Genomic DNA, 20,466 nt, shown 5'->3' on the forward strand with positions numbered 1-20,466 from the left:
TTAACGCTCCACCAGAGCCATATGACGGTTGAACCAGTTCATGAAGAGTGAAACAACGATGCTCAATCCCAGATAAACCTCGATCCATATCACCGCAAGCTCGACAGACTGTCCGGTTCGCTCCATTATTGTGCTTGAAACCATCATCAGTTCGGAATAACCGACTGCTGCGCCTAAAGAAGTATTTTTGACGAGGTTCATATATTGGCTTGCTAGCGGTGGAATAATAATGCGCAGTGCGAGTGGCAAAATAATCAAACGCATAATGAGACCGTTTGATAGCCCCAGCGAAGATCCCGCTTCGGACATGCCTTTATCAACGCCCTGAATGCCAGCCCTTATCGTCTCTGCAATAAGTGCTCCTGTATAGATTGATAAAGCAAGGTAAAGTGACAGGAACTCCGGCGAGATATAGTAACCGCCGTTAAAATTGAAACCTTTCAACGCCGGAATGTCCCATGAGGTGGGATACGCTAACAAGAAAAACAAAATGACTGGACATAAAACGCCGATAACGAAACCATACCACCATCGGATAGAGGTCAATCCCCTCTCCTTTATCATGTAGCGGGCACGAAAATGGAGTCCTAATGCAACCGCGATCAACAGAATTGAAATCACGATGAATAAGCCCGTATGCTCACCCCATACGGGACGGGGCAAATAAATCCCTCGTATATTGATTGCAATTGCACCCCAATGAAGGCTTTGTCTGGCGGGAGGTAAAATTTGCATTACCCCTATCGACCAGAAAAACAACAGTACCAGAGGCGGAATATTCCGGAAAAATTCGACGTAGCAGAGTGAAAGTTTGGCTATCAGCCAATTATTGGATAAGCGCCCGATGCCGATAAACAATCCGATAAATGTAGCGGTTATCAGGCTGATTGCGGAGATAAAAACCAGATTGACGAGGCTTGCTTCAATCACTTCGCCATTCGTTGCATTGTCGTCATATTGAATGATACTTGATGGTTGATTAAATCCCGCTCTTTTATCGAGAAAATCAAAACCCGAAGCAATATTCGAGGCACGCAAATTGACGATTGTATTATGTGTGATCCATCGAATAACGAGAAATAATGCAATAATGACCAGACACTGCACAGCAAATGATGAAAGTGAACGCACGTTTAAAAAGGCACCCAATTCCACCTTTAAAGAACGTCCAGACATCATTGTGCTGTGTTTTGGCATTGGCAATATTTAGAACAATAAATAATTATCAGCGTATCGGAAGGCCATATTGCAGCCCGCCTTTGGTCCACAGCGCGTTAATGCCGCGAGAGATCTTGAGCGGGGTGTTCTGCCCGATATTGCGTTCAAAAATTTCACCATAATTGCCTGTAGACTTGATGATTTTGACAACCCAATCGTTTTCCAGTCCCAGATCTTTGCCGATTGTATTGCCCTGCTCTACGCCCAACAAACGACGAATGTCCTGATTGTCGGATTTTAGCATATCGTCGACATTGGCCTGTGTAATACCGAATTCTTCGGCGTTCAAAAGTGCATTATGTGTCCAACGCACGACATCTGCCCATTGCGGGTCGCCTTGCCGTACAGCCGGACCAAACGGTTCTTTGGAAATAATCTGCGGCAAAACAACATGGTCTTCCGGATTTTTCAATTGCAGACGCAAACCGTAAAGAGAGGATTGATCGGTCGTATAAACGTCGCAACGTCCGGCATCATAAGCCTGATTGACTTCGGTAAACTTATCAAAAACAACCGGCGTATATTCCATTTTATTGTTGCGGAAATAGTCGGCCAGTGTGAGCTCAGTTGATGTGCCGGATTGTACGCAGATCGAAGCTCCCGACAATTGGAGTGCAGACGTTACACCTTCGAGATTTTTTTTATTAATCATGAAACCTTGGCCGTCATAATAATTGACGCCCACAAAATCCAGTCCCAAAGCAGTTTCGCGGTTGATCGTCCATGTCGTATTACGGATCAAAACGTCGATTTCGCCTGATTGAAGTGCCGTAAAACGTTCTTTGGAGCTCAAAGGTACAAACTTCACCTTGTCGCCACTACCGAAAACGGCCGCAGCTACTGCCCGACAATAGTCGACATCAAAACCTGTCCAATGACCTTTTTCATCGGGGATACTGAAACCGGCAAGTCCGGTGCTGACACCACATTGTAAATATCCCCTTGCCTTAACATCGTCCAATGTGCCGGCGGAGGCCGAAACGGTGCCGATGGCCGTGAGAGCAACGCCGATAGCGGCGATATAAGTATTGAAAAACATAACGTCTTCTCCTGCGTTTGCAAAAATCTGTCTTAACGGCTATCGAAAAGCATAATTATCCCAAGGTCAAGCAAATTGCATACTATCATTAAGGCTAAAAGCGAACAGATTTTGCTTGACCTTTATCATGAATTATCAAAGGTAAAATATAACGTGGTTTTAAAAATTGGAAAGTACAGTTGATGACCGTTAATAAAATATCCAACCCGTCTGGCATCAATACCAAACTCGCCCATTGCGGAAATAACCCCGCCGATTATTTCGGCTTTGTCAATCCACCCGTTGTTCATGCCTCGACGGTATTGTTTCCCGATGCTGCAACCTTGAAAACCGAGAATCAGCGATACACCTACGGCACACACGGAACGCCTACAACAGATGCGTTATGTGAAGCCGTCAATATGCTTGAAGGAGCAGTAAAAACAGTTTTAGTGCCTTCGGGTCTTGCTGCCATCACGGTTCCGCTGTTAGGAACGTTGGCACAGGGCGACCATGTACTTATTGCCGATTCCATTTACAGCCCGACACGTCGTTTTGCCAATAATATGCTTAAAAAAATGGGAATTGACGTTGAATATTATGACCCGACCATCGGTGCTGAAATCGAACAGTTGATGAAGCCTAACACAAAAGTCGTCTATACCGAATCGCCAGGGTCGAATACTTTCGAGATTCAGGATATACCGGCCATATCGGCGGTGGCACATGCCCATGATGCCATTGTTCTTATGGATAATACATGGGCTACGCCACTCAATTTCAAACCGCTTGAACACGGTGTCGATATTTCGATAACCGCAGGTACAAAATATCCCGTCGGCCACTCCGATATTCTCATCGGTTTTATATCGGCCAACGAGAGAACAAAAAAAATTGTCGAAGATACGCATAAATTTTTAGGAATGAGCGTTTCCGGAGATGACGCATATAATACGCTGCGGTCGATGCGAACCATGGGAATTCGACTTGCTCACCAGAGCAAAACAGCTTTTGACCTCGCCCGCTGGCTTGAAACCATGCCACAAATTGCGCAAGTCCTCCATCCCGCATTGGAAAGCCACAAAGGTCATGAATTATGGAAGCGGGATTTCAAAGGCGCTTCAGCACTGTTTTCAGTTGTGTTGAAGGGCGGTGGCGAGAAAGAAGCCCATGCTTTTCTTAATTCGCTCAAAATTTTCAAACTCGGATATTCCTGGGGAGGCTATGAAAGCCTTGCCGTTGAAGTTTATCTGGGCGACAGGACTGTCAAACACTCTTACATGGGGTCATTGTTACGTTTGCAGATAGGCCTTGAAGATTTTGAAGATTTGAAAGCCGATCTTGAACAGGCATTGGCAGCAACAGGGCTATAAACAAGGCCTGTCAAAAGCTGATAATTCTCCATCGGGCAGGCAATGAATTTGCCTGCCTATATGTTTTTTCATGTCGTATAATTAATGTTATTTAACTGTTATTTATTGTTATATGTTGAACCGGTTTTTTAACTCTAGACGAGTTCAACATCAACCACACCTTGAATGGCTTTCATGGCTCCGGCCACCTGCGGCGTTACCCGATATTTATGAGGTAGAGAAACCTCGATCTCGCGGGCTCCATTATCCTTGATAACAATAAATCCGACATCTCCATCTCCGCCACGTTCAAGGCTACTGCCGATCTCTTCAACCATTGCGGCATTACGCACAAATATGCGCATTGTTTTATGAATACGTTCGGCTTCATGTTCCAAAGATTGGACGGTTTCAATGCGTAAACTGATTCCTTCCGGCCGGTTTTCAGCGTTTACGGTTATGACAACCGATTGCCCCGGTTCCAACATATCTCCATAAGCGCTCAAACCTTCAGAAAAAAGGATTGCTTCAAATTGACCGGTAGGGTCTGAAAACTGGATAATACCCATTTTTTTACCGGACTTTGTTTTTCTCACCTGTTTTGCGCTGACGGTTCCGGCAAGCCGTCCGGCAGTCGAACCCCGACGAACGGCATTTGAAAAGTCGCTCCAGTTTTGTACGCGCAGCTTTTGCAAAACATCTTTATATTCATCAAGCGGATGGGCAGAGAGATAAAAACCGATCGCTTGAAATTCATGATGAAGTTTTTCCGCCGGTAGCCAAGGTTTGGCCTGCGGCAACATCAGCGGTTCTTTAGGACCGTCGCTCATACCGAAAATATCGGTTTGACCGCTCCGGTTATCATCAAGCACCCGCATCGAACGGGCATTTATCATATCAATACCGGCAATCAACACTTCACGCGAAATATGAAAACAGTCAAAGGCTCCCGCATGGATGAGACTTTCCATCACTCTTTTGTTTATGATGCGCGGATCAGTCCTTTCGCAAAAATCCTCCAAATCCTTGAACGGTTTATTGCCTCTTTTTTCAACAATATGGTTGACTGCCGGCTCCCCAACCCCCTTGATCGCTGCTAGCGAATAATAAATACGCTTTTCGCCAACTTCAAAGGCACGGTAGGATGTCTGAACCGAAGGCGGAACCACTTCAATACCAAGCCTGTTTGCCTCGCGCCGAAAATCATTGAGTTTTTCGGTGTTGTTCATATCATAGGTCATAGATGCAGCCAGAAACTCGACCGGATAATGCGCTTTCATATAAGCTGTCTGATAAGAAACAAATGCATAAGCGGCAGCGTGGGATTTATTGAAACCGTAATCGGCAAACTTTGCCAATAAATCGAAAATCGAATTTGCCTGATTTTTATCGACACCACGTTCAACAGCACCGGCAACAAAGTGTACGCGTTGACGTTCCATTTCTTCATGGATTTTTTTACCCATTGCGCGGCGTAAAAGATCAGCTTGTCCGAGAGAATAACCTGCAAGAACCTGTGCAATCTGCATCACTTGTTCCTGATAGATGATAACGCCCTGTGTTTCCTTCACGAGATAATCGATCTTCGGGTGAATGGAAGCGATTTCTTCTTCGCCGTGTTTACGGGCAATATAAGTCGGTATGTTCTCCATTGGTCCGGGGCGATAAAGCGCGACAAGGGCGGTAATATCCTCGATACGGTCCGGCTTCATGCCGATCAAAGCCTTCCGCATCCCCGCGCTTTCAACCTGAAATACTGCAACGGTTTCACCCCGTGTCAACATGTCGTATGTCAGTTTATCGTCCAGAGGGATATGGGACAGATCAATTTTTATTCCCTTGCGAGCCACAAAATCGACAGCTGTCTTCAACACAGTCAATGTTTTCAAACCAAGAAAGTCGAACTTGACCAAACCTGCTTTTTCAACAAATTTCATGTTGAACTGGGTAACCGGCATGTTCGAGCGCGGATCGCGATACATTGGCACCAATTGCCACAATGGACGATCACCGATAACAATACCGGCGGCATGTGTCGACGTGTGTCTATATAGCCCCTCAAGTTGCAAAGCTATGTCGAGAAGATGCCCTACCTGAGGATCTTTTTTCTTTTCTTCCTCGAATTTCGGCTCATCTTTGATAGCTTTTGCGAGTTCTACATTGTTGCCGGGGGTTTGCGGTACCAATTTGGAAAGATAGTCTACTTGCCGATAAGGCATTTCGAGAACGCGACCGACATCGCGAATAACAGCCCTTGCCTGAAGTTTACCCAGTGCAATAATTTGGGCAACCTGTTCACTCCCATATTTCGACTGGACGTAATGAATAACTTCTTCACGTCTATCCTGACAGAAATCCACGTCAAAGTCCGGCATGGAAACGCGTTCCGGATTAAGAAAACGTTCAAACAGCAATGAAAAACGCAATGGATCAATATCGGTAATGGTCAATGCATAGGCAACCAACGAACCGGCACCCGAACCGCGCCCCGGCCCGACCGGAATATCATGGGCTTTTGCCCATTTGATAAAGTCGGAAACGATAAGGAAATAGCCGGGAAATTGCATTTTTGTGATAATGGAAATTTCATATTCCAGCCGTTCTTCATAATCTTTGGCTGTATAACCTTCCGATGGTCCGGCTGTTTCGAGACGCATTTTCAGCCCTTCTCTTGCCTGCCGTATCATTTCGTCGGCTTCCGCTTTCACAGCCGCTTCGGGGTCATCGGATTGACCGGTGAAACGCGGCAATATCGGCTTCCTTGTCGGCGTATAGGCATGGCAGCGCAACGCAATTTCAACCGTATTGTCAACAGCTTCGGGAAGATCAGAAAATAGTTTGACCATCTCGTCCTGTGATTTGAGGTAATGGTCGGGCGTTACACGTCGTCTGTCCGGATTGGATACTATTTGTCCCTCGGCAATAGCCAATAGCGCATCATGCGCTTCGTAACCGCTTTTATCTTTAAAAAAGGCTTCATTTGTTGCAACAAGCGGGATTCCATATTTATAGGCAAGGTCGACTATTTCCGCCTCTGTTACATGGTCATAATTGCCATGGCGTTGCAATTCCATATAGAGACGGTCACCAAAGATTTTTTGAAGGCGTTGCAACCGTTCGACTGCACGTTCTTTTTTATCGGCTACAATTGCACTATTGATCGGCCCGTTTGGCCCGCCTGTAAGAGCAATAATCCCCTCACCCAGTTCCTCGACCCATTCTATTTTTGCATTGGCCGGATCGGTTTCGCTCTTATCAAGATAGGCACGGCTTACAAGATGAACCAGATTTTTATAACCTGTCTCGGTCGCCGCCAGCAAAACAATGGAGGTAAAATCGGAAGGATAACGCCATTTGGTAATTCGCGGATCATAGCCGACATCTTCAAAATCGATAGCCAACTGGCAGCCGATGATAGGCTGGATACCATCGGCAAAACAATATTGGGTAAATTCAAGCGCTCCGAATAGATTGTTGGTATCGGTCATTGCAATAGCCGGTGCCCCGTCATGAAGCGCGTATTTGATAACCTCCTTGACCTTCAATGCACCTTCCAACAATGAATAAGCCGAATGAACCCTTAAATGGATAAAACGCGGGCGCTCTATCGCCTCTTCTTTGTTGCTTTTGCTATCGTCTGACACGTTTATGCCTTCTATTTTTCCCGATCATTGAATCCTGAATAGCCGGTTTTGTACAATCCGAACTTTATGCCCCCAATGGCGGCAGGCTTACCGTTATGGTTGGCATTATGCCCCAACCTGCCAACAGATTATCGCACAAAAGCCTTCCTTCAAACTAGAACGTTATCAACCAAATTCCCACGGTTGTCACGAACAAACTCACAGAAATGAAGGATAACACATCATATAGAATATCGGACATCATCTTTTCCTTTCATGTTATGTATCCTTTATGTTCGTGTTTTGTTCTTATTTCAAGTATCAATTTTCATGATTGACCTCATGCTTAACAAATCGTTAGCCTTCCGGTTTTTTCAGGTTTGCCGGCGATCGGGGTTTGTTGTTTTTTACGTTTCGGATAAAAGCAGAAATGATAGAACATGCTTTTAGTCATTCTGGCTGAAAAAAGATTTTTGCCTTTGAACTCGTTGATCGGCACAAAAGAAGGGAAATGATGAGCCATATATGAGCGGAGAAATAAACAGGCATCCGCCCTCCTCACATTACTTCTTCACTTTTTCACTCTTCTCGAATCTTGATCTTTTCCATTGGTTCTTGACGCAGAACCATTGAATAGCCACCGAGTTAGAACCGTTGCATCTGATATTAAATTGCGATTCAAACAAAAAAATAATTGTCGATACTGGTAAATATAACCAACTCCCGCTAGATTTATCCCCATGCGCCCGACAATATTAGATCCTTTTTTTGCGACAATACGAAGCCTTCCCGGCATAGGACCAAAAGTGAGCCTTTCAATATCCAAATTGCTTGGTATTGACGCGGCGCAAGATGAGCCACGGCTTATTGACCTCATTCAAATCATGCCTCATTCGGTGATTGATCGCAGACAACGGCCCGGCATCGCCAATGCGATAGATGGCGCTGTTACAACTGTTGAAATTGTCGTTGACTATCATCAGGAACCACCGAAATTCAACAAACGTTTGCCCTATCGGGTTATTGGACATGACGAAACGGGCGAGATCACTCTGGTTTTTTTCCATGCCCAGACAAGCTGGCTACAAAGCCAACTTCCGATCGGCGAAAAAGTGGTTGTTTCCGGAAAAGTTGAACGTTTTAACGGCCAGCTCTCAATGGTTCATCCGGATTATATTATTCCGGCATCCCGAAATGAAAAACTCCCGCTCATCGAACCGGTATATCCATTGACTGCGGGTTTGTCGGCAAAAACGTTGCAACGGGCAATCACAGAGGCTCTCGCAAGGTTGCCATTATTGCCGGAATGGATTGATCGAACGATGGTGAAGCAATTCGGTCTTCCTTCGTTCAACGTTGCTTTGCACAAAATTCACACACCGATTGATCCGGCTGATCTTCCGGTTGACAGTTTACCACGTAAGCGTCTCGCTTATGACGAATTTCTTGCCGGCCAATTGGCACTTGGGCTGGTTCGCCATAAAACAAAAAAACTCGCCGGAAAAGCCAATATTCTGAAGGGAACCTATACGCAAAAATTACGCGATGCCCTTCCCTTCACTTTGACCCAAGGCCAGAATCAAGCCTTTGCCGAAATATCGAAAGACCTCGCGTCGAATGAAGCGATGTTGCGGCTTTTACAAGGGGATGTCGGCTCCGGAAAAACCGTTGTTGCCTTTATGGCAATGGCTCAGGTTGCGGAAAACAATGGTCAATCGGCTTTGATGGCCCCTACTGAAGTTCTGGCCCAACAGCATTTTGCGACAATTGCGCCACTCGCAGAAATCATCGGACTTAAGACGGTTTTACTCACCGGCCGCGAAAAAGGTAAACTGCGCCAGCAAGTTCTGGACGATATAAAAGACGGCAAAACCGACATTATAATCGGTACACATGCGCTTATTCAGGAAAGCGTCGATTATCATCATTTGTCACTCGCCATTATCGACGAACAACACCGTTTCGGCGTACACCAACGTTTAAACCTGCTCGCAAAAGGTGTGCATCCGGATATGCTCGTTATGACTGCGACCCCCATTCCTCGCACTTTGGTAATGACGGCATTCGGTGACATGGACGTTTCGATATTGAAGGAAAAACCGGCGGGACGAAAAAATGTAATCACCGCTATATTACCGGAGGAGCGATTGGGAGAACTTCTCGATCGGGTGAATGTCGCGCTCCAAAGAGGAGACAAGATTTATTGGATCTGTCCCTTGGTAGAAGAATCCGAAAGTCTGGAGCTGACATCGGTAGAAAAACGTTTTGAATTTCTCCACCAACGTTTCGGTGACATTGTCGGCGTTGTACATGGGAAAATGACCGGTTCGGAAAAAGATCAGGCCATGCAAGACTTCAAGGAAGGAAAAACCCGTCTGCTTGTTGCCACAACTGTGGTTGAAGTGGGGGTAGACGTGCCGGATGCATCAATCATTATCATAGAACATGCCGAAAGATTCGGTCTTTCCCAGCTCCATCAATTACGAGGACGCGTAGGCAGAGGAGACAAGCAATCTTCCTGCATTTTGCTATACAAGGCTCCGATCGGGAAAATTGCCGAGGCGAGACTGAATGTTATGCGCGAGACTCAAGACGGTTTCCGCATTGCTGAAGAAGATTTGCGGCTTCGCGGCGAAGGCGAAGTTCTCGGAACCCGTCAATCAGGACTTCCGGAATTTCATATGGCAGACCTTGAAGTTCATAGCGATTTACTGACTATTGCCAGAAAAGATGCGCAGTTGATATTGGAAAAAGACCCGCATTTGATTTCCGAACGCGGTAAAGCGTTACGCCTTTTGCTTTATCTTTTTAGAAAGGATGGAGCAATCAGACTTCTGCGAGCCGGATAAAATATGAAAAAAAACCACATCATTACACCATTGTTGATTGCTTTAACGGGAATATTGGTGACTGTTGGAGGCTTTCTCTTTTTTAGACAACCTCCTTTGGTCGAGAAACCCGCGACGCCTCCTGACAGTTCGAGCAAATCATCAGTCGGTGGCGAGCAAAGCGAAAACAGAAATAAGACAGATGAAGACCGGCAGAATAGAACTCGACCGAATTTTTGTTTCCATCAAAAATTTGAAAACAAGTCTTATGTTGTATGTGAAGTCGATCCACGCAAAAACAACATTTCACTTTTTCTCAACAATCCGGATGGGCAACCATTCAAATATTTCCGCAACGTCGAAAAATACCTGAATGAACGCGGGCAAAGCATAGCTTTTGCGGTAAATGGCGGTATGTATCACAAAGATTTTTCGGCAGTTGGTTTATATATTGAAAATGGTAAAACACTTCAGTCCGTGTCAACCAGAGACGGGCCGGGAAATTTCCATATGAAGCCGAACGGAATTTTCTTTATTGCAAATAAAACCGCCGGCGTTATGGACACAGACAGTTTTTTGAAGTCAAAAATAAAACCCGATATTGCAACGCAATCGGGGCCTATGCTTGTCATAGACAACAAAATCCATCCCCGTTTTATCGTAAACTCCCCCTATCTTGAGTATCGTAACGGCGTCGGCGTTAAAGAAGACGGAACTGTGGTCTTTGTCAATTCGGAAGGACGAGTGAATTTTGATGAATTCGCGCGTTTTTTTCGTGACGAAATGAAAACGCCGAACGCGCTTTTCCTCGATGGTTCGATTTCAAGCCTCTATGCACCGGAATTGAAGCGTTATGATTGGTGGTATGGACTGGGGCCGATCATCGCTGTCACGATCCCGCTTGAGCCGGAGAGAACCGTTCCAAAATCCGGTCAATGAGATCATTCCTGCTTTTTGCAGGCCGGAATGATCTCTACCTGTTACATCCTGTTGATTTATTCAACTGTTACCGATTTTGCGAGGTTTCTTGGTTGGTCGACATCTGTACCCAGCAAGACAGCCGTATGATAGGCAATCAACTGAACCGGAACAGCATATACAATCGGTGCGATAAATTCGGGAACATCCGGCATAACAATTGTTGACAGACTATTTATTCCGGCCGCGTTCGCTCCCTCTTTATCGGTAATGAGAATAATACGCCCACCACGTGCCGCCACTTCCTGAAGATTGGAAACGGTCTTGTCAAACCATCTATCATGAGGGGCGACAACGATGACTGGCATGGTTTCATCTATCAGCGCAATCGGGCCGTGTTTCAGTTCTCCAGCAGCATAACCTTCCGCATGGATATAGGAAAGTTCCTTAAGCTTGAGTGCACCTTCCAATGCAATCGGATAAGATGTGCCACGACCGATATAAAGAATATTTTTTACAGTCATAAGATCTCTGCAAATTTCTTCAATATCGCTATCGAGCTTCAACACATCGGTAATAATTCGTGGCAATTCGGCAAGTTGGCGAACCAGTTTCGTTTCCATTGCGCGATCGAGTGTCCCGCGATGTTTTGCTGCAGTCAAAACAACCGAAGCCAGTGCAGATAACTGGCAGGTAAAAGCCTTGGTCGAGGCAACGCCGATTTCCGGTCCCGCGAGCGTGGGAAGTACGAAATCCGCTTCTCTTCCCATAGTCGATTCCAGAACATTGACAACTGTGGCGGTTTTCACCCCCTTTGCCCGACAATATCTCAAGGAAGCAAGCGTATCGGCTGTTTCGCCGGATTGCGAAACAAACATTGCCAAAGTTTTGTCTGTCATGGGTGGCTCACGATAGCGAAATTCCGAAGCAACGTCATTTTCGACGATCAACCCACATAATTTTTCAAACCAGTAACGTGCAACCAAAGTTGAATAATAGGCTGTACCGCAACTTGCAAAGCTTAAACGTTCAACGTTTTTCCAGTCGATAGGGTTTGCATTTTCATTTATTTTGTCGTTACCCAAATCAAGATAATGCGCAAGCGTATGCGAAATCACTTCCGGCTGTTCAAACATTTCCTTGTGCATGAAATGGCGATGATTGCTTTTTGAAACGAGAAACTCGTTGCCCGACGAGGTAGAAATGTCACGTTCAACGACGAGGTCATCGGAATTATAGATTGTCGCGCTATTATGGGTAAGTACCACCCAGTCGCCATCTTCGAGATAGCTTATTCTGTTGGTAAAAGGTGCAAGTGCTATCGCGTCTGATCCCACGAACATTTCACCTTTGCCATAGCCAATGGCAAGCGGCGGGCCGAAACGTGCGGCAATCATCAAATCTTCTTCACCTTCAAAAATCAGTGCAACGGCATATGCACCGCGCAACCGCTTCAAACTGACGCGCATTGCTTCCACCGGTGTCAACCCGCCCTTGATTTCTCTCGTGACGAGATGGGCGAGAACCTCGGTATCGGTATCCGATTCAAAAACACAGCCGTCAGCGATCAATTCGTCACGTAATTCGGCAAAATTTTCAATAATACCATTGTGAACAACCGCGACTTTATCAGTCATCTGGGGATGGGCGTTGCGCTCGATCGGAGCACCATGGGTCGCCCAACGCGTGTGACCAATCCCGACATTGCCTTTTAACGGCGTTTTCGCCAATTTTTCTTCTAAATGGACGAGTTTTCCAGGTGCACGCAACCGGCCAAGATGTTTCTGATAGACTGTTGCAACCCCTGCCGAGTCATAACCGCGATATTCAAGTCTTTTTAATCCGTCAAGCAGAAGAGGTGCAACGTCTTGCTTGCCCAGGATTCCAATTATTCCGCACATATATAACTCCGCTCCGGATCAAAAAATAAACCTGTTTTACAAAAACCACCCGATTAACTGTTTACCAGCTTCGTTTGTTCCGCGTGGCCTCTTTTAGAACATTTTTAACAAAAATAGAGAACTCGCCGAGGCTTTAAAACCTCAAAAATGGCATTTTTTCGCCATTAACCATCTTTATTCTTGATGGAAGAAAAACGCTCTCTCAATGTCGCGGCGTATCCTTCCTTGTTTGACTGACGTGCTCGCCCGAATGCCACACCATTAGCCGGTACCTTATCGGTTATCACACTGCCCGAAGCAACATAAGCACCGTCACCTATTTCAACCGGCGCAACCAAAGCGGAATTCGATCCTATGAATGCATTTTCGCCAATGATAGTCTTCCACTTGTTGAAGCCGTCATAATTACATGTAATTGTGCCTGCCCCGATATTGGTGTGTCGGCCAATTTCGGCATCACCGATATAGGTAAGGTGGTTGACTTTTGCACCCTCACCGATTTTTGCCTTTTTTATCTCGCAAAAATTGCCGACCTTGGCCGAATTTTCGACAATTGCCCCCGGACGCAAGCGCGCAAAAGGCCCGATTTCTGCTTGCGCTTCGACAATTGCACCTTCCAAATGACTAAACGCATGGATGATTGCACCTGTTTTCACTTTTACGTTTTGGCCGAAATAGACATTCGGCTCGATGACAACATCATTGGCAATTTCGGTATCATATGAAAAATAAACAGTCTCCGGCCGCAACAGTGTTACGCCCGACAACATAAGTTCATCGGCTTTGCGTTTTTGCCAGAGGGCTTCTGCCTGCGCCAGCTCAACGCGCGTATTAACACCGATAACATTCTCAAACGGTATAGAAATCGCTGTGACATCAAGCCCTTGAGCAACACCAATCGAAACAATATCGGTGAGATAATATTCTTTCTTGGCATTATCGTCTTTTACCTGTTCAAGCAAAGACAGCGCATATTTGCCGTTGATTGCCATAATGCCACCGTTACAGAATTTTATCTTTTTCTGGTCGGCGGTTGCATCTTTTTCCTCAACAATCGCTTTAAGTTTTCCACCCTCCTGGATTAAACGCCCATAGCCGGTAGGATTTTCCGTTTCAAATCCCAGAACAACAATATCGGCACCATCTTCCAGTTCTTGTCTGGCGCGTTTGAGAGAAGCAGTTTGAACAAGCGGCGTATCTCCAAAGACAACGAGCACATCATCATAATCTTTTTTCAATAATTCACGCGCTTTCAAGGCAGCATGCGCAGTGCCGAGCCGAAGATTTTGCGTAAAAAATTGCGCCCGCGCCGATACGTTTTTGACAGCAGAGGAAACTTCATCGGCACCGCGTCCGACGACAATGGCGATTTCGTCAACACCTGCCGACTGCACTTGTCGGACAACATGACAAACAAGAGGTAAACCGGCGATTTTATGCAACACTTTCGGCAATGCCGATTTCATTCGCGTGCCTTCACCGGCTGCTAAAATAATTGCAAGACAGCTTCGGTTCATTATTTTCCTCACGACCAATCAAAAAAGAGTCCGAAAAAATTCGACAATATCTGACCAGCTTAACCCTTCTATAGCGCTCAATGCCGGATATTTCTCAAGCAACCAGAATGACACGTTTTGCATATAACCTGTTAAAAAAAGGATACCAGCGACAATGAGTAATATACCGATAATTTTTTCCACTTTCCCCAAATGCATTTTGAAAGAGCTCAAAAACCACATAAAGAAGTTGGAAAATAGTGCCGCGAGAACGAAGGGAATCGCCAATCCCAATGAGTAGATGCCGAGCAAAAATGCGCCTTCACCAACTGATTCTTTAGTACCTGCAAAAGTAAGGATCGGTCCAAGAACCGGCCCCACACAAGGGGTCCAACCGAAAGCAAATGCGAGGCCTATAATGTAGGCTCCTAAAGGCCCTGCCGGTGTTTTTCTTGTCTGGAAGCGAACTTCACGCGCAAGAATACCAATTCTGAAAACGCCTAAAAAATTAAGCCCGAAGATGATGATAATAACTCCGGCAATCATTGCCAATATATCGCGATATTGACCTATAATGTGACCGATTGTACTGGCCGTTGCGCCGAGAGCGATAAAAACTGTTGAAAAACCTAAAGAAAAGGCAATGGCCGCGATGAACAAAGGTAAACGGACAGGCTGTTTATCCTGCGCGCCACTATGACGAAAATCTTCAACGCTGACGCCGGCCATATAGCAAAGATAAGGAGGAACGAGCGGCAACACGCAAGGTGAGAGGAAAGATAATGCTCCGCCTAAAAACACTCCGAATGTGGATAATTCTGAAAACAAATGTCTCGTTCCATAAAGTTTGCAATAGTTCTATCTTATATTAACCTGTATGAAAACCTTCAACCTTGCGAAAACTCCCGTTTAAAAAAAATGTTCCTTCATATAAGGATGTCAAATAAAATTCATATAATTCTACGATAAGTGCCTGAACAAGTCCGCTATCGCAAACGAGACCACGGTCTAAAAGGAATCACATGACAACCGAGAATAAACTGGATGAAGACGCCGTTGGCAATGCCGCTTCCAAGCAGCCATCGCGCCTTTTACATCTGGCAAAAACATCTATCGTTCCTTTATTGGGCCTGACGATTGCGGCCATTTCCTTTTTCGTACTTTGGGAGCTTTTAAAGACAACCTCAAGACACGACACAATTGAAGCGTTCAAAAGCTATACAACGCCTACTCTGTTATTGGCACTTTTTTTCACAATTTTGAGTTTTTGCGGTATCGCGCTTTATGACGTTGTGGCGGCTCGAACGATTGCGCCCGGAAAAATCACAATGCCTGTAGCGGCATTGGCGGGATCTGCCGGTTATGCGGTATCGAATGCTTTAGGTTTTTCGTTTCTTACAGGCGGCGCACTGCGCTACCGTGTCTATGCGGGCGAAGGTGTCGGTCTTGCCGATATCGGGCGCATTATCAGCATGTCTTGGTTCTCGATGTGGTTTGCGTTGCTCACGGTTATCGGTTTTGCGCTGGCTTTTGAACCTGAAAACCTTCCGCTTCTTGGAACATTCAATCTCGTGGGCGACCGGATAGCCGGCATTGCCATCATCCTTGTTCTTGTTGCTCTTATCTTATGGCTTTATGGCGGAGCAAGGGAGCTTAAAATCGGCCCGTTATCGCTAAAACTTCCAGGCTCTCGCGGCGCATTGATGCAAATATTTGCGGGGCTTGTCGATATTACCTCGGCTTCTGCAACTCTCTATGTGCTTATGCCGTCGGATTTGCAAACCGGCTTTCTGGCTTTCAATCTGGTTTTTGCAGTAGCGATTGTCGTTGGCGTGGTGAGCCATTCACCTGGCGGACTGGGTGCGTTTGAAGCGATTCTTATCGGTGGGCTCGGTCTTGCAGGTAATGCCGAAGGCGTTGCTGCTCTCCTCACCTATCGCCTGATATACACAATTCTCCCACTTCTTGTGGCAATCGTCGGCATTGCGTTTTGGGAAATGTTCAGGCAACGCAAGCGTGTTTCAGCAAAAGCCGCTCAGGTATCCCGCATTATCGAACCGATGATACCTTCTATTTCAGCCGGACTGACATTTCTTGCCGGTGTTGTGATGTTAATATCGGTTGTCACACCGGGGCGGCGAATACGGCTTGACGTATTGTCGGATATTTTGCCTCTGATTTTTATCGAAACCTCAAATCTTGCAGCAAGTCTTATCGGTGTTACGTTACTCGTCATTTCCTATGGGTTGGCGCGCCGTCTGGTCAATGCCTGGTTTGTCACAATTTTCCTTTTGCTTGCAGGAGCGGTTTTTTGTCTCACCAAAGGACTTGATTGGGAAGAGGCAACCATTCTATGCGTATTTGCTTTGATTTTATGGGGGTTCAAACGCTCCTTTTATCGCCGCCCTTTGAACAATGGTTTAACAATCAGTTGGGGGTGGCTCGCGAGTATTGCAGCCTTCGTTTGTGCCGTTATCTGGCTCGGATTTTTTGTTTACCGGCACGTTGAATATTCCAATGAATTGTGGTGGAGTTTTGCATGGAACGCCAATGCTCCACGCTTTTTAAGGGCAAGCGTTGTAATATTTTCTGTCGTCTTTATTGCTGCACTCTACAATATTATTCATAGACCATTGCGCAAACGTTCAAAACAAGAGGCAATAATACCCGATTGTATCCCCCGACTTGTTGCCCAATCCCCTTTATCAGACACAGCTTTGGCACTTTTGGGCGACAAACAGTTTCTGATTTCACCGAATGAAGACGGTTTCATCATGTATAGCAAGTCGGGCGGAAGCCTGATAGCGCTGGGTGAACCGGTAAGCAATGACGAGAAAGTCTTTAATGATTTGGCTTGGGAATTCCGTAAACATGCGGATGATGCAGCTTTGCGCACCGTATTTTATGGTGTCGGCCCCCGTCACTTGCCGCTTTATCTCGACATGGGGCTAAGCGCTATCAAACTGGGTGAGGTTGCAAAAGTCTATCTTCCCGATTTTTCGTTGGACGGGCCAAAGCGCCAACCTTTCCGCTATGCCGAGCGTAAGGCGGCTCGTGAGGGGTTGGAATTTTCGATTATACCGGCAAACGAGGTTGAAAATCACCTTCTTGCACTTCGCCATGTTTCGGATACGTGGCTTGCGTCGAAAGCGGGAGCGGAAAAACGTTTTTCGATCGGTTATTTCAACGAGGATTTCCTGAAGCGTTATGACGTCGCTGTCATGACAAAAGACAGCCAGATTGTGGCTTTCGCAAATGTTTGGAAAAGCGGCAATCAAAATGAAATTACTGTCGATATGATGCGCTATCTGCCGAACGTTTCAAAAGTCATGATGGATGCTTTGTTCGCCCACTTACTGCTTTACGGGAAAGAGCAAGGCTTCCAGTGGTTCAATCTCGGAGCTGCGCCCCTCGCCGGTCTTTCAACAAACCGTCTGGCTGCACGTTGGCAACGGATAGGCTCGTTCATTTACCATCGTGGTCGTGATCTCTATCATTTTGACGGCTTGAAAGCATTCAAGGATAAATTTGATCCTGTCTGGTCACCCCACTATCTTATCTGTCCGGGAGGCCTTGAAACCGCCAAAGTTCTTTTTGATGTCACAACACTTATTAACGGCAATCCACTGGAGTTTCTACGTAAATGAAGATCAGACGTATAATTTTATTCGTGGTCGCCGTTCTTGTTATTGTGGCGGTGGTATACGGTGTTCTCCATCGCGGGAAAATCAATCGTTTATGGGCCGGTTTTATTGGCTCCACCTCTCCTGTTGTTTATGCAGAGGGGGAACGTTTTAGCGATATTCCTGTTTATTTGCCTCAAGGGGATATCAGAGGTCTTGTTATTCTTGTTTCAGATGCCGGTGGCCCGAAAACCCGCGAAACCGATATAATGGCGGCATTGTTGAAACGCAACCTGATCGTTGCAACTGTCAATTATGATAACTGGCGGGAAGAACTTGATAAGGAAGATGGTGATTGCGTCTATCTCGATTCCGATTTGGAAGCGCTATCGAAAGATATTCTGCGTCGGCTCGATCTTGACGTTTACTTTCATCCGGTTGTCGTCGGCATTGGAGAAGGTGGAACTATTTCTTATGCAGCCGCAGCCGATTCTCCTGAAAATACCTTGGCTGGTACTGTCGTCATTGACCCTGCCCAATCCTCACACACAAAACTTCCATCCTGCACAGAAGCTGCGGATGCAATAAAAAACTCTGATGGCGGTTATAGTTACGAGATTGGAGCCAAGGTTCCTTCGCCGGTCACAATCATATCGAACAGGCTTGAAGGAAATGACGTCAAACAGGCTATGCGAGATAAAACTGCCGCAGTTATCCATGACCCTGCAATTGAATCTAGGTTGAAGACAGCAGTCGATACAGCACTTGATTACGCAATTCGTGATGCCGCCGACGCCGACTTGCCAATAGTTGATATGCCTTCCAAAAATCCGGCAAAAGCTCTTGTTATCTTTTTCTCCGGCGATGGCGGTTGGCGTGACATTGATATGGAAATAGGTGATCTCCTGCAAAGTCAGGATGTTCATGTCATTGGCATTGATTCACTGCGTTATTTCTGGAGCACACGCACGCCGGAAGAAATAGCCAAAGATATTGAACAACTTGTTCAGGAGGCTGATCCTCAACAACGCCTGCCCGTTGCACTTTTCGGCTATTCATTTGGTGCGGATGTGTTACCTTTTGCCTGGCAGGTTCTTGATGATAGCGTTAAAAATCAAACAGTCATGATAGCCCTTATGGGATTATCCAAAACGGCTGATTTCCAAATTTCTATTGATGGTTGGCTTGGTGGTTCCGGCGACACTCCCGTCCTCGACCAAATGCAATATATGCCGACGGATAAAACTGTTTGCATTTATGGCGAAGACGAGGACGACACTGCCTGTCCGGATCCCGAGCTGAATGGAATGCAACGTATCAAGCTTCCAGGCGGGCATCATTTTGATGAAGATTATAAAAGCCTCGCCAAATCGCTTCATGCAATCCTGTTGGAGAAAGCCAAACTTGATAAAAAACAAAATCAGGATTGAAAACCTGTTAAGCTAAACAGTGTTCCACATGCAGGAATAAATAATTGAACTTTCGGGGCACTGTTTATCTTGTTTTCGATTATCAATGTGTCAACAAAATCGAGATGACCGGTTATGAGCCGAATTTGCGCACATATCGGGCTATATCATTCGCACCAAGCGTTAAATCGCGTGTAAAAATTCCCCGACAGAAGCCATGAAAAAGAAGGTTATATGTATAACATACCGGCAGTAAAAAAGAAGGTTATATGTCTAACATACCAGCAGTTCTTCAAAGGCGTAAACGGTATGTGACTTTTGGAACGTGAACGGTATGTGACTTTTGGAATGTGAACGGTCTGTGACCTTTGGAATAGGCTGGCTGGCAGCACACTTATATCAGTTCTCGTGAATATTTTTGAAAAATGCGGCACAATAGGTCAAAGCCCATTTCTAGCGGGTGCAAATATCCCGCACTATCCATTTGGTCGAAAAGTTTCAAATTCACCAATCCGCGTTTCTTAAATAATCAATTGTACAAAATGGAATAATCAAAAATCCGGAAGGATTTTTTCCTGATTGAATAATCGGGTCATTTCTCTTCAAGGGAATTTTTTAAAACAGCGTTTTTCTTGCGCCCCCAAAGCTGTGTTTTTCTTGCGCCTCATTGAACTTAATTGAACACGGCCAATTACAAATCTTCGCGTCCTCTCAATGGCCGTTAATACAGACATTTACCTTTAATATCGATCATGCATGTTATTTGATAATTATTTTTCGTTATGTGACATGTAGACCACCCGAACGAACCGGATAATAGATATATATCTCGTAACTCGGTTTAAAAATACCGTTCTCTTGTTTTGTCTCGTCTCCTGCCACCTATTCGATTGTTGTGCTGTTTGTAGGCAGTTATATCAACGCCTCCATAGAAGAGGACAGACATTTTCTCGACACACAACAGATTTGGCAGGCCAGCATATTCATGTCGAACGTCCCTCGCGGACGGGAGTTAAACCGGCACTTACTAACTATGACGCGCTAACTATGACGCGAAGTCATCTTCATCGATCTTGTGAA

11 protein-coding genes are annotated in these 20,466 nt (G+C 45.7%); 5 read left to right on the forward strand and 6 right to left on the reverse strand.

Features of this window, described 5'->3' with window-relative positions:
• On the reverse strand, positions 1 to 1,179 hold the full coding sequence (locus GQS64_RS07240) for an amino acid ABC transporter permease (RefSeq protein WP_198231124.1): 1,179 nt from the start codon (positions 1,177 to 1,179) through the stop codon (positions 1 to 3).
• 46 nt (positions 1,180 to 1,225) lie between these two features.
• A complete protein-coding gene (locus GQS64_RS07245; RefSeq protein ID WP_077992218.1) occupies positions 1,226 to 2,257 on the reverse strand; it encodes an amino acid ABC transporter substrate-binding protein in 1,032 nt (343 codons plus the stop codon).
• Between the two features lie 182 nt (positions 2,258 to 2,439).
• On the opposite strand from GQS64_RS07245, the gene GQS64_RS07250 reads away from it, so the two are divergent.
• Positions 2,440 to 3,609, forward strand: coding sequence for a cystathionine beta-lyase (locus tag GQS64_RS07250; RefSeq protein ID WP_198231125.1), 1,170 nt, complete (start codon positions 2,440 to 2,442; stop codon positions 3,607 to 3,609).
• 134 nt (positions 3,610 to 3,743) lie between these two features.
• Here the strand turns inward: GQS64_RS07250 and dnaE are convergent, their stop codons facing one another.
• Positions 3,744 to 7,232, reverse strand: coding sequence for a DNA polymerase III subunit alpha (gene dnaE, locus GQS64_RS07255; RefSeq protein WP_198231126.1), 3,489 nt, complete (start codon positions 7,230 to 7,232; stop codon positions 3,744 to 3,746).
• Between the two features lie 719 nt (positions 7,233 to 7,951).
• Between dnaE and recG the strand changes: the two genes are divergently transcribed.
• Entirely contained in the window at positions 7,952 to 10,060 is a 2,109-nt protein-coding gene (recG, locus tag GQS64_RS07260; RefSeq protein WP_198231127.1) for an ATP-dependent DNA helicase RecG, read from the forward strand.
• Positions 10,061 to 10,063: 3 nt separating this feature from the next.
• Positions 10,064 to 10,978, forward strand: coding sequence for a phosphodiester glycosidase family protein (locus GQS64_RS07265; RefSeq protein WP_198231128.1), 915 nt, complete (start codon positions 10,064 to 10,066; stop codon positions 10,976 to 10,978).
• A 56-nt stretch (positions 10,979 to 11,034) separates the two neighbouring features.
• Here the strand turns inward: GQS64_RS07265 and glmS are convergent, their stop codons facing one another.
• From glmS to GQS64_RS07280, 3 genes are all read right to left on the reverse strand, one after another.
• Positions 11,035 to 12,858: a glutamine--fructose-6-phosphate transaminase (isomerizing) gene (gene glmS, locus GQS64_RS07270; RefSeq protein ID WP_077992228.1), complete on the reverse strand. Its 1,824-nt coding sequence runs from the start codon at positions 12,856 to 12,858 to the stop codon at positions 11,035 to 11,037.
• Between the two features lie 164 nt (positions 12,859 to 13,022).
• Positions 13,023 to 14,375 (reverse strand): bifunctional UDP-N-acetylglucosamine diphosphorylase/glucosamine-1-phosphate N-acetyltransferase GlmU, encoded by a 1,353-nt coding sequence (gene glmU, locus GQS64_RS07275; RefSeq protein ID WP_198231129.1) that lies wholly within the window; start codon positions 14,373 to 14,375, stop codon positions 13,023 to 13,025.
• A gap of 18 nt (positions 14,376 to 14,393) precedes the next feature.
• The gene (locus tag GQS64_RS07280; protein WP_077992231.1) at positions 14,394 to 15,182 is read right to left on the reverse strand and encodes a cytochrome c biogenesis CcdA family protein; all 789 of its coding nucleotides are present in this window, start codon (positions 15,180 to 15,182) and stop codon (positions 14,394 to 14,396) included.
• A gap of 194 nt (positions 15,183 to 15,376) precedes the next feature.
• Here GQS64_RS07280 and mprF point away from each other — a divergent pair, with 194 nt between their 5' ends.
• Together mprF and GQS64_RS07290 are read left to right on the forward strand one after the other, a co-directional pair.
• Complete coding sequence (gene mprF, locus GQS64_RS07285) at positions 15,377 to 18,001, forward strand: bifunctional lysylphosphatidylglycerol flippase/synthetase MprF (protein ID WP_198231130.1); 2,625 nt, start codon at positions 15,377 to 15,379, stop codon at positions 17,999 to 18,001.
• On the forward strand, positions 17,998 to 19,407 hold the full coding sequence (locus GQS64_RS07290; protein ID WP_198231131.1) for a virulence factor family protein: 1,410 nt from the start codon (positions 17,998 to 18,000) through the stop codon (positions 19,405 to 19,407). Before mprF ends, GQS64_RS07290 begins: the two co-directional genes overlap by 4 nt.
• The last annotated feature ends 1,059 nt before the right edge of the window (positions 19,408 to 20,466 follow it).

The sequence above is a fragment of the Bartonella sp. P0282 genome (genome assembly GCF_048452985.1).
GTDB classification, from domain to species: domain Bacteria; phylum Pseudomonadota; class Alphaproteobacteria; order Rhizobiales; family Rhizobiaceae; genus Bartonella; species Bartonella choladocola.

What these genes read in the sequence shown, in the direction of transcription:
- glmS (WP_077992228.1), bottom strand. Translation starts at nt 12,858, where the DNA reads ATGTGCGGAATAATTGGAATCCTGGGCAAGCAAGACGTTGCACCTCTT.
- GQS64_RS07240 (WP_198231124.1), bottom strand. Translation starts at nt 1,179, where the DNA reads ATGATGTCTGGACGTTCTTTAAAGGTGGAATTGGGTGCCTTTTTAAAC.
- GQS64_RS07290 (WP_198231131.1), top strand. Translation starts at nt 17,998, where the DNA reads ATGAAGATCAGACGTATAATTTTATTCGTGGTCGCCGTTCTTGTTATT.
- recG (WP_198231127.1), top strand. Translation starts at nt 7,952, where the DNA reads ATGCGCCCGACAATATTAGATCCTTTTTTTGCGACAATACGAAGCCTT.
- mprF (WP_198231130.1), top strand. Translation starts at nt 15,377, where the DNA reads ATGACAACCGAGAATAAACTGGATGAAGACGCCGTTGGCAATGCCGCT.
- glmU (WP_198231129.1), bottom strand. Translation starts at nt 14,375, where the DNA reads ATGAACCGAAGCTGTCTTGCAATTATTTTAGCAGCCGGTGAAGGCACG.
- GQS64_RS07265 (WP_198231128.1), top strand. Translation starts at nt 10,064, where the DNA reads ATGAAAAAAAACCACATCATTACACCATTGTTGATTGCTTTAACGGGA.
- GQS64_RS07250 (WP_198231125.1), top strand. Translation starts at nt 2,440, where the DNA reads ATGACCGTTAATAAAATATCCAACCCGTCTGGCATCAATACCAAACTC.
- GQS64_RS07245 (WP_077992218.1), bottom strand. Translation starts at nt 2,257, where the DNA reads ATGTTTTTCAATACTTATATCGCCGCTATCGGCGTTGCTCTCACGGCC.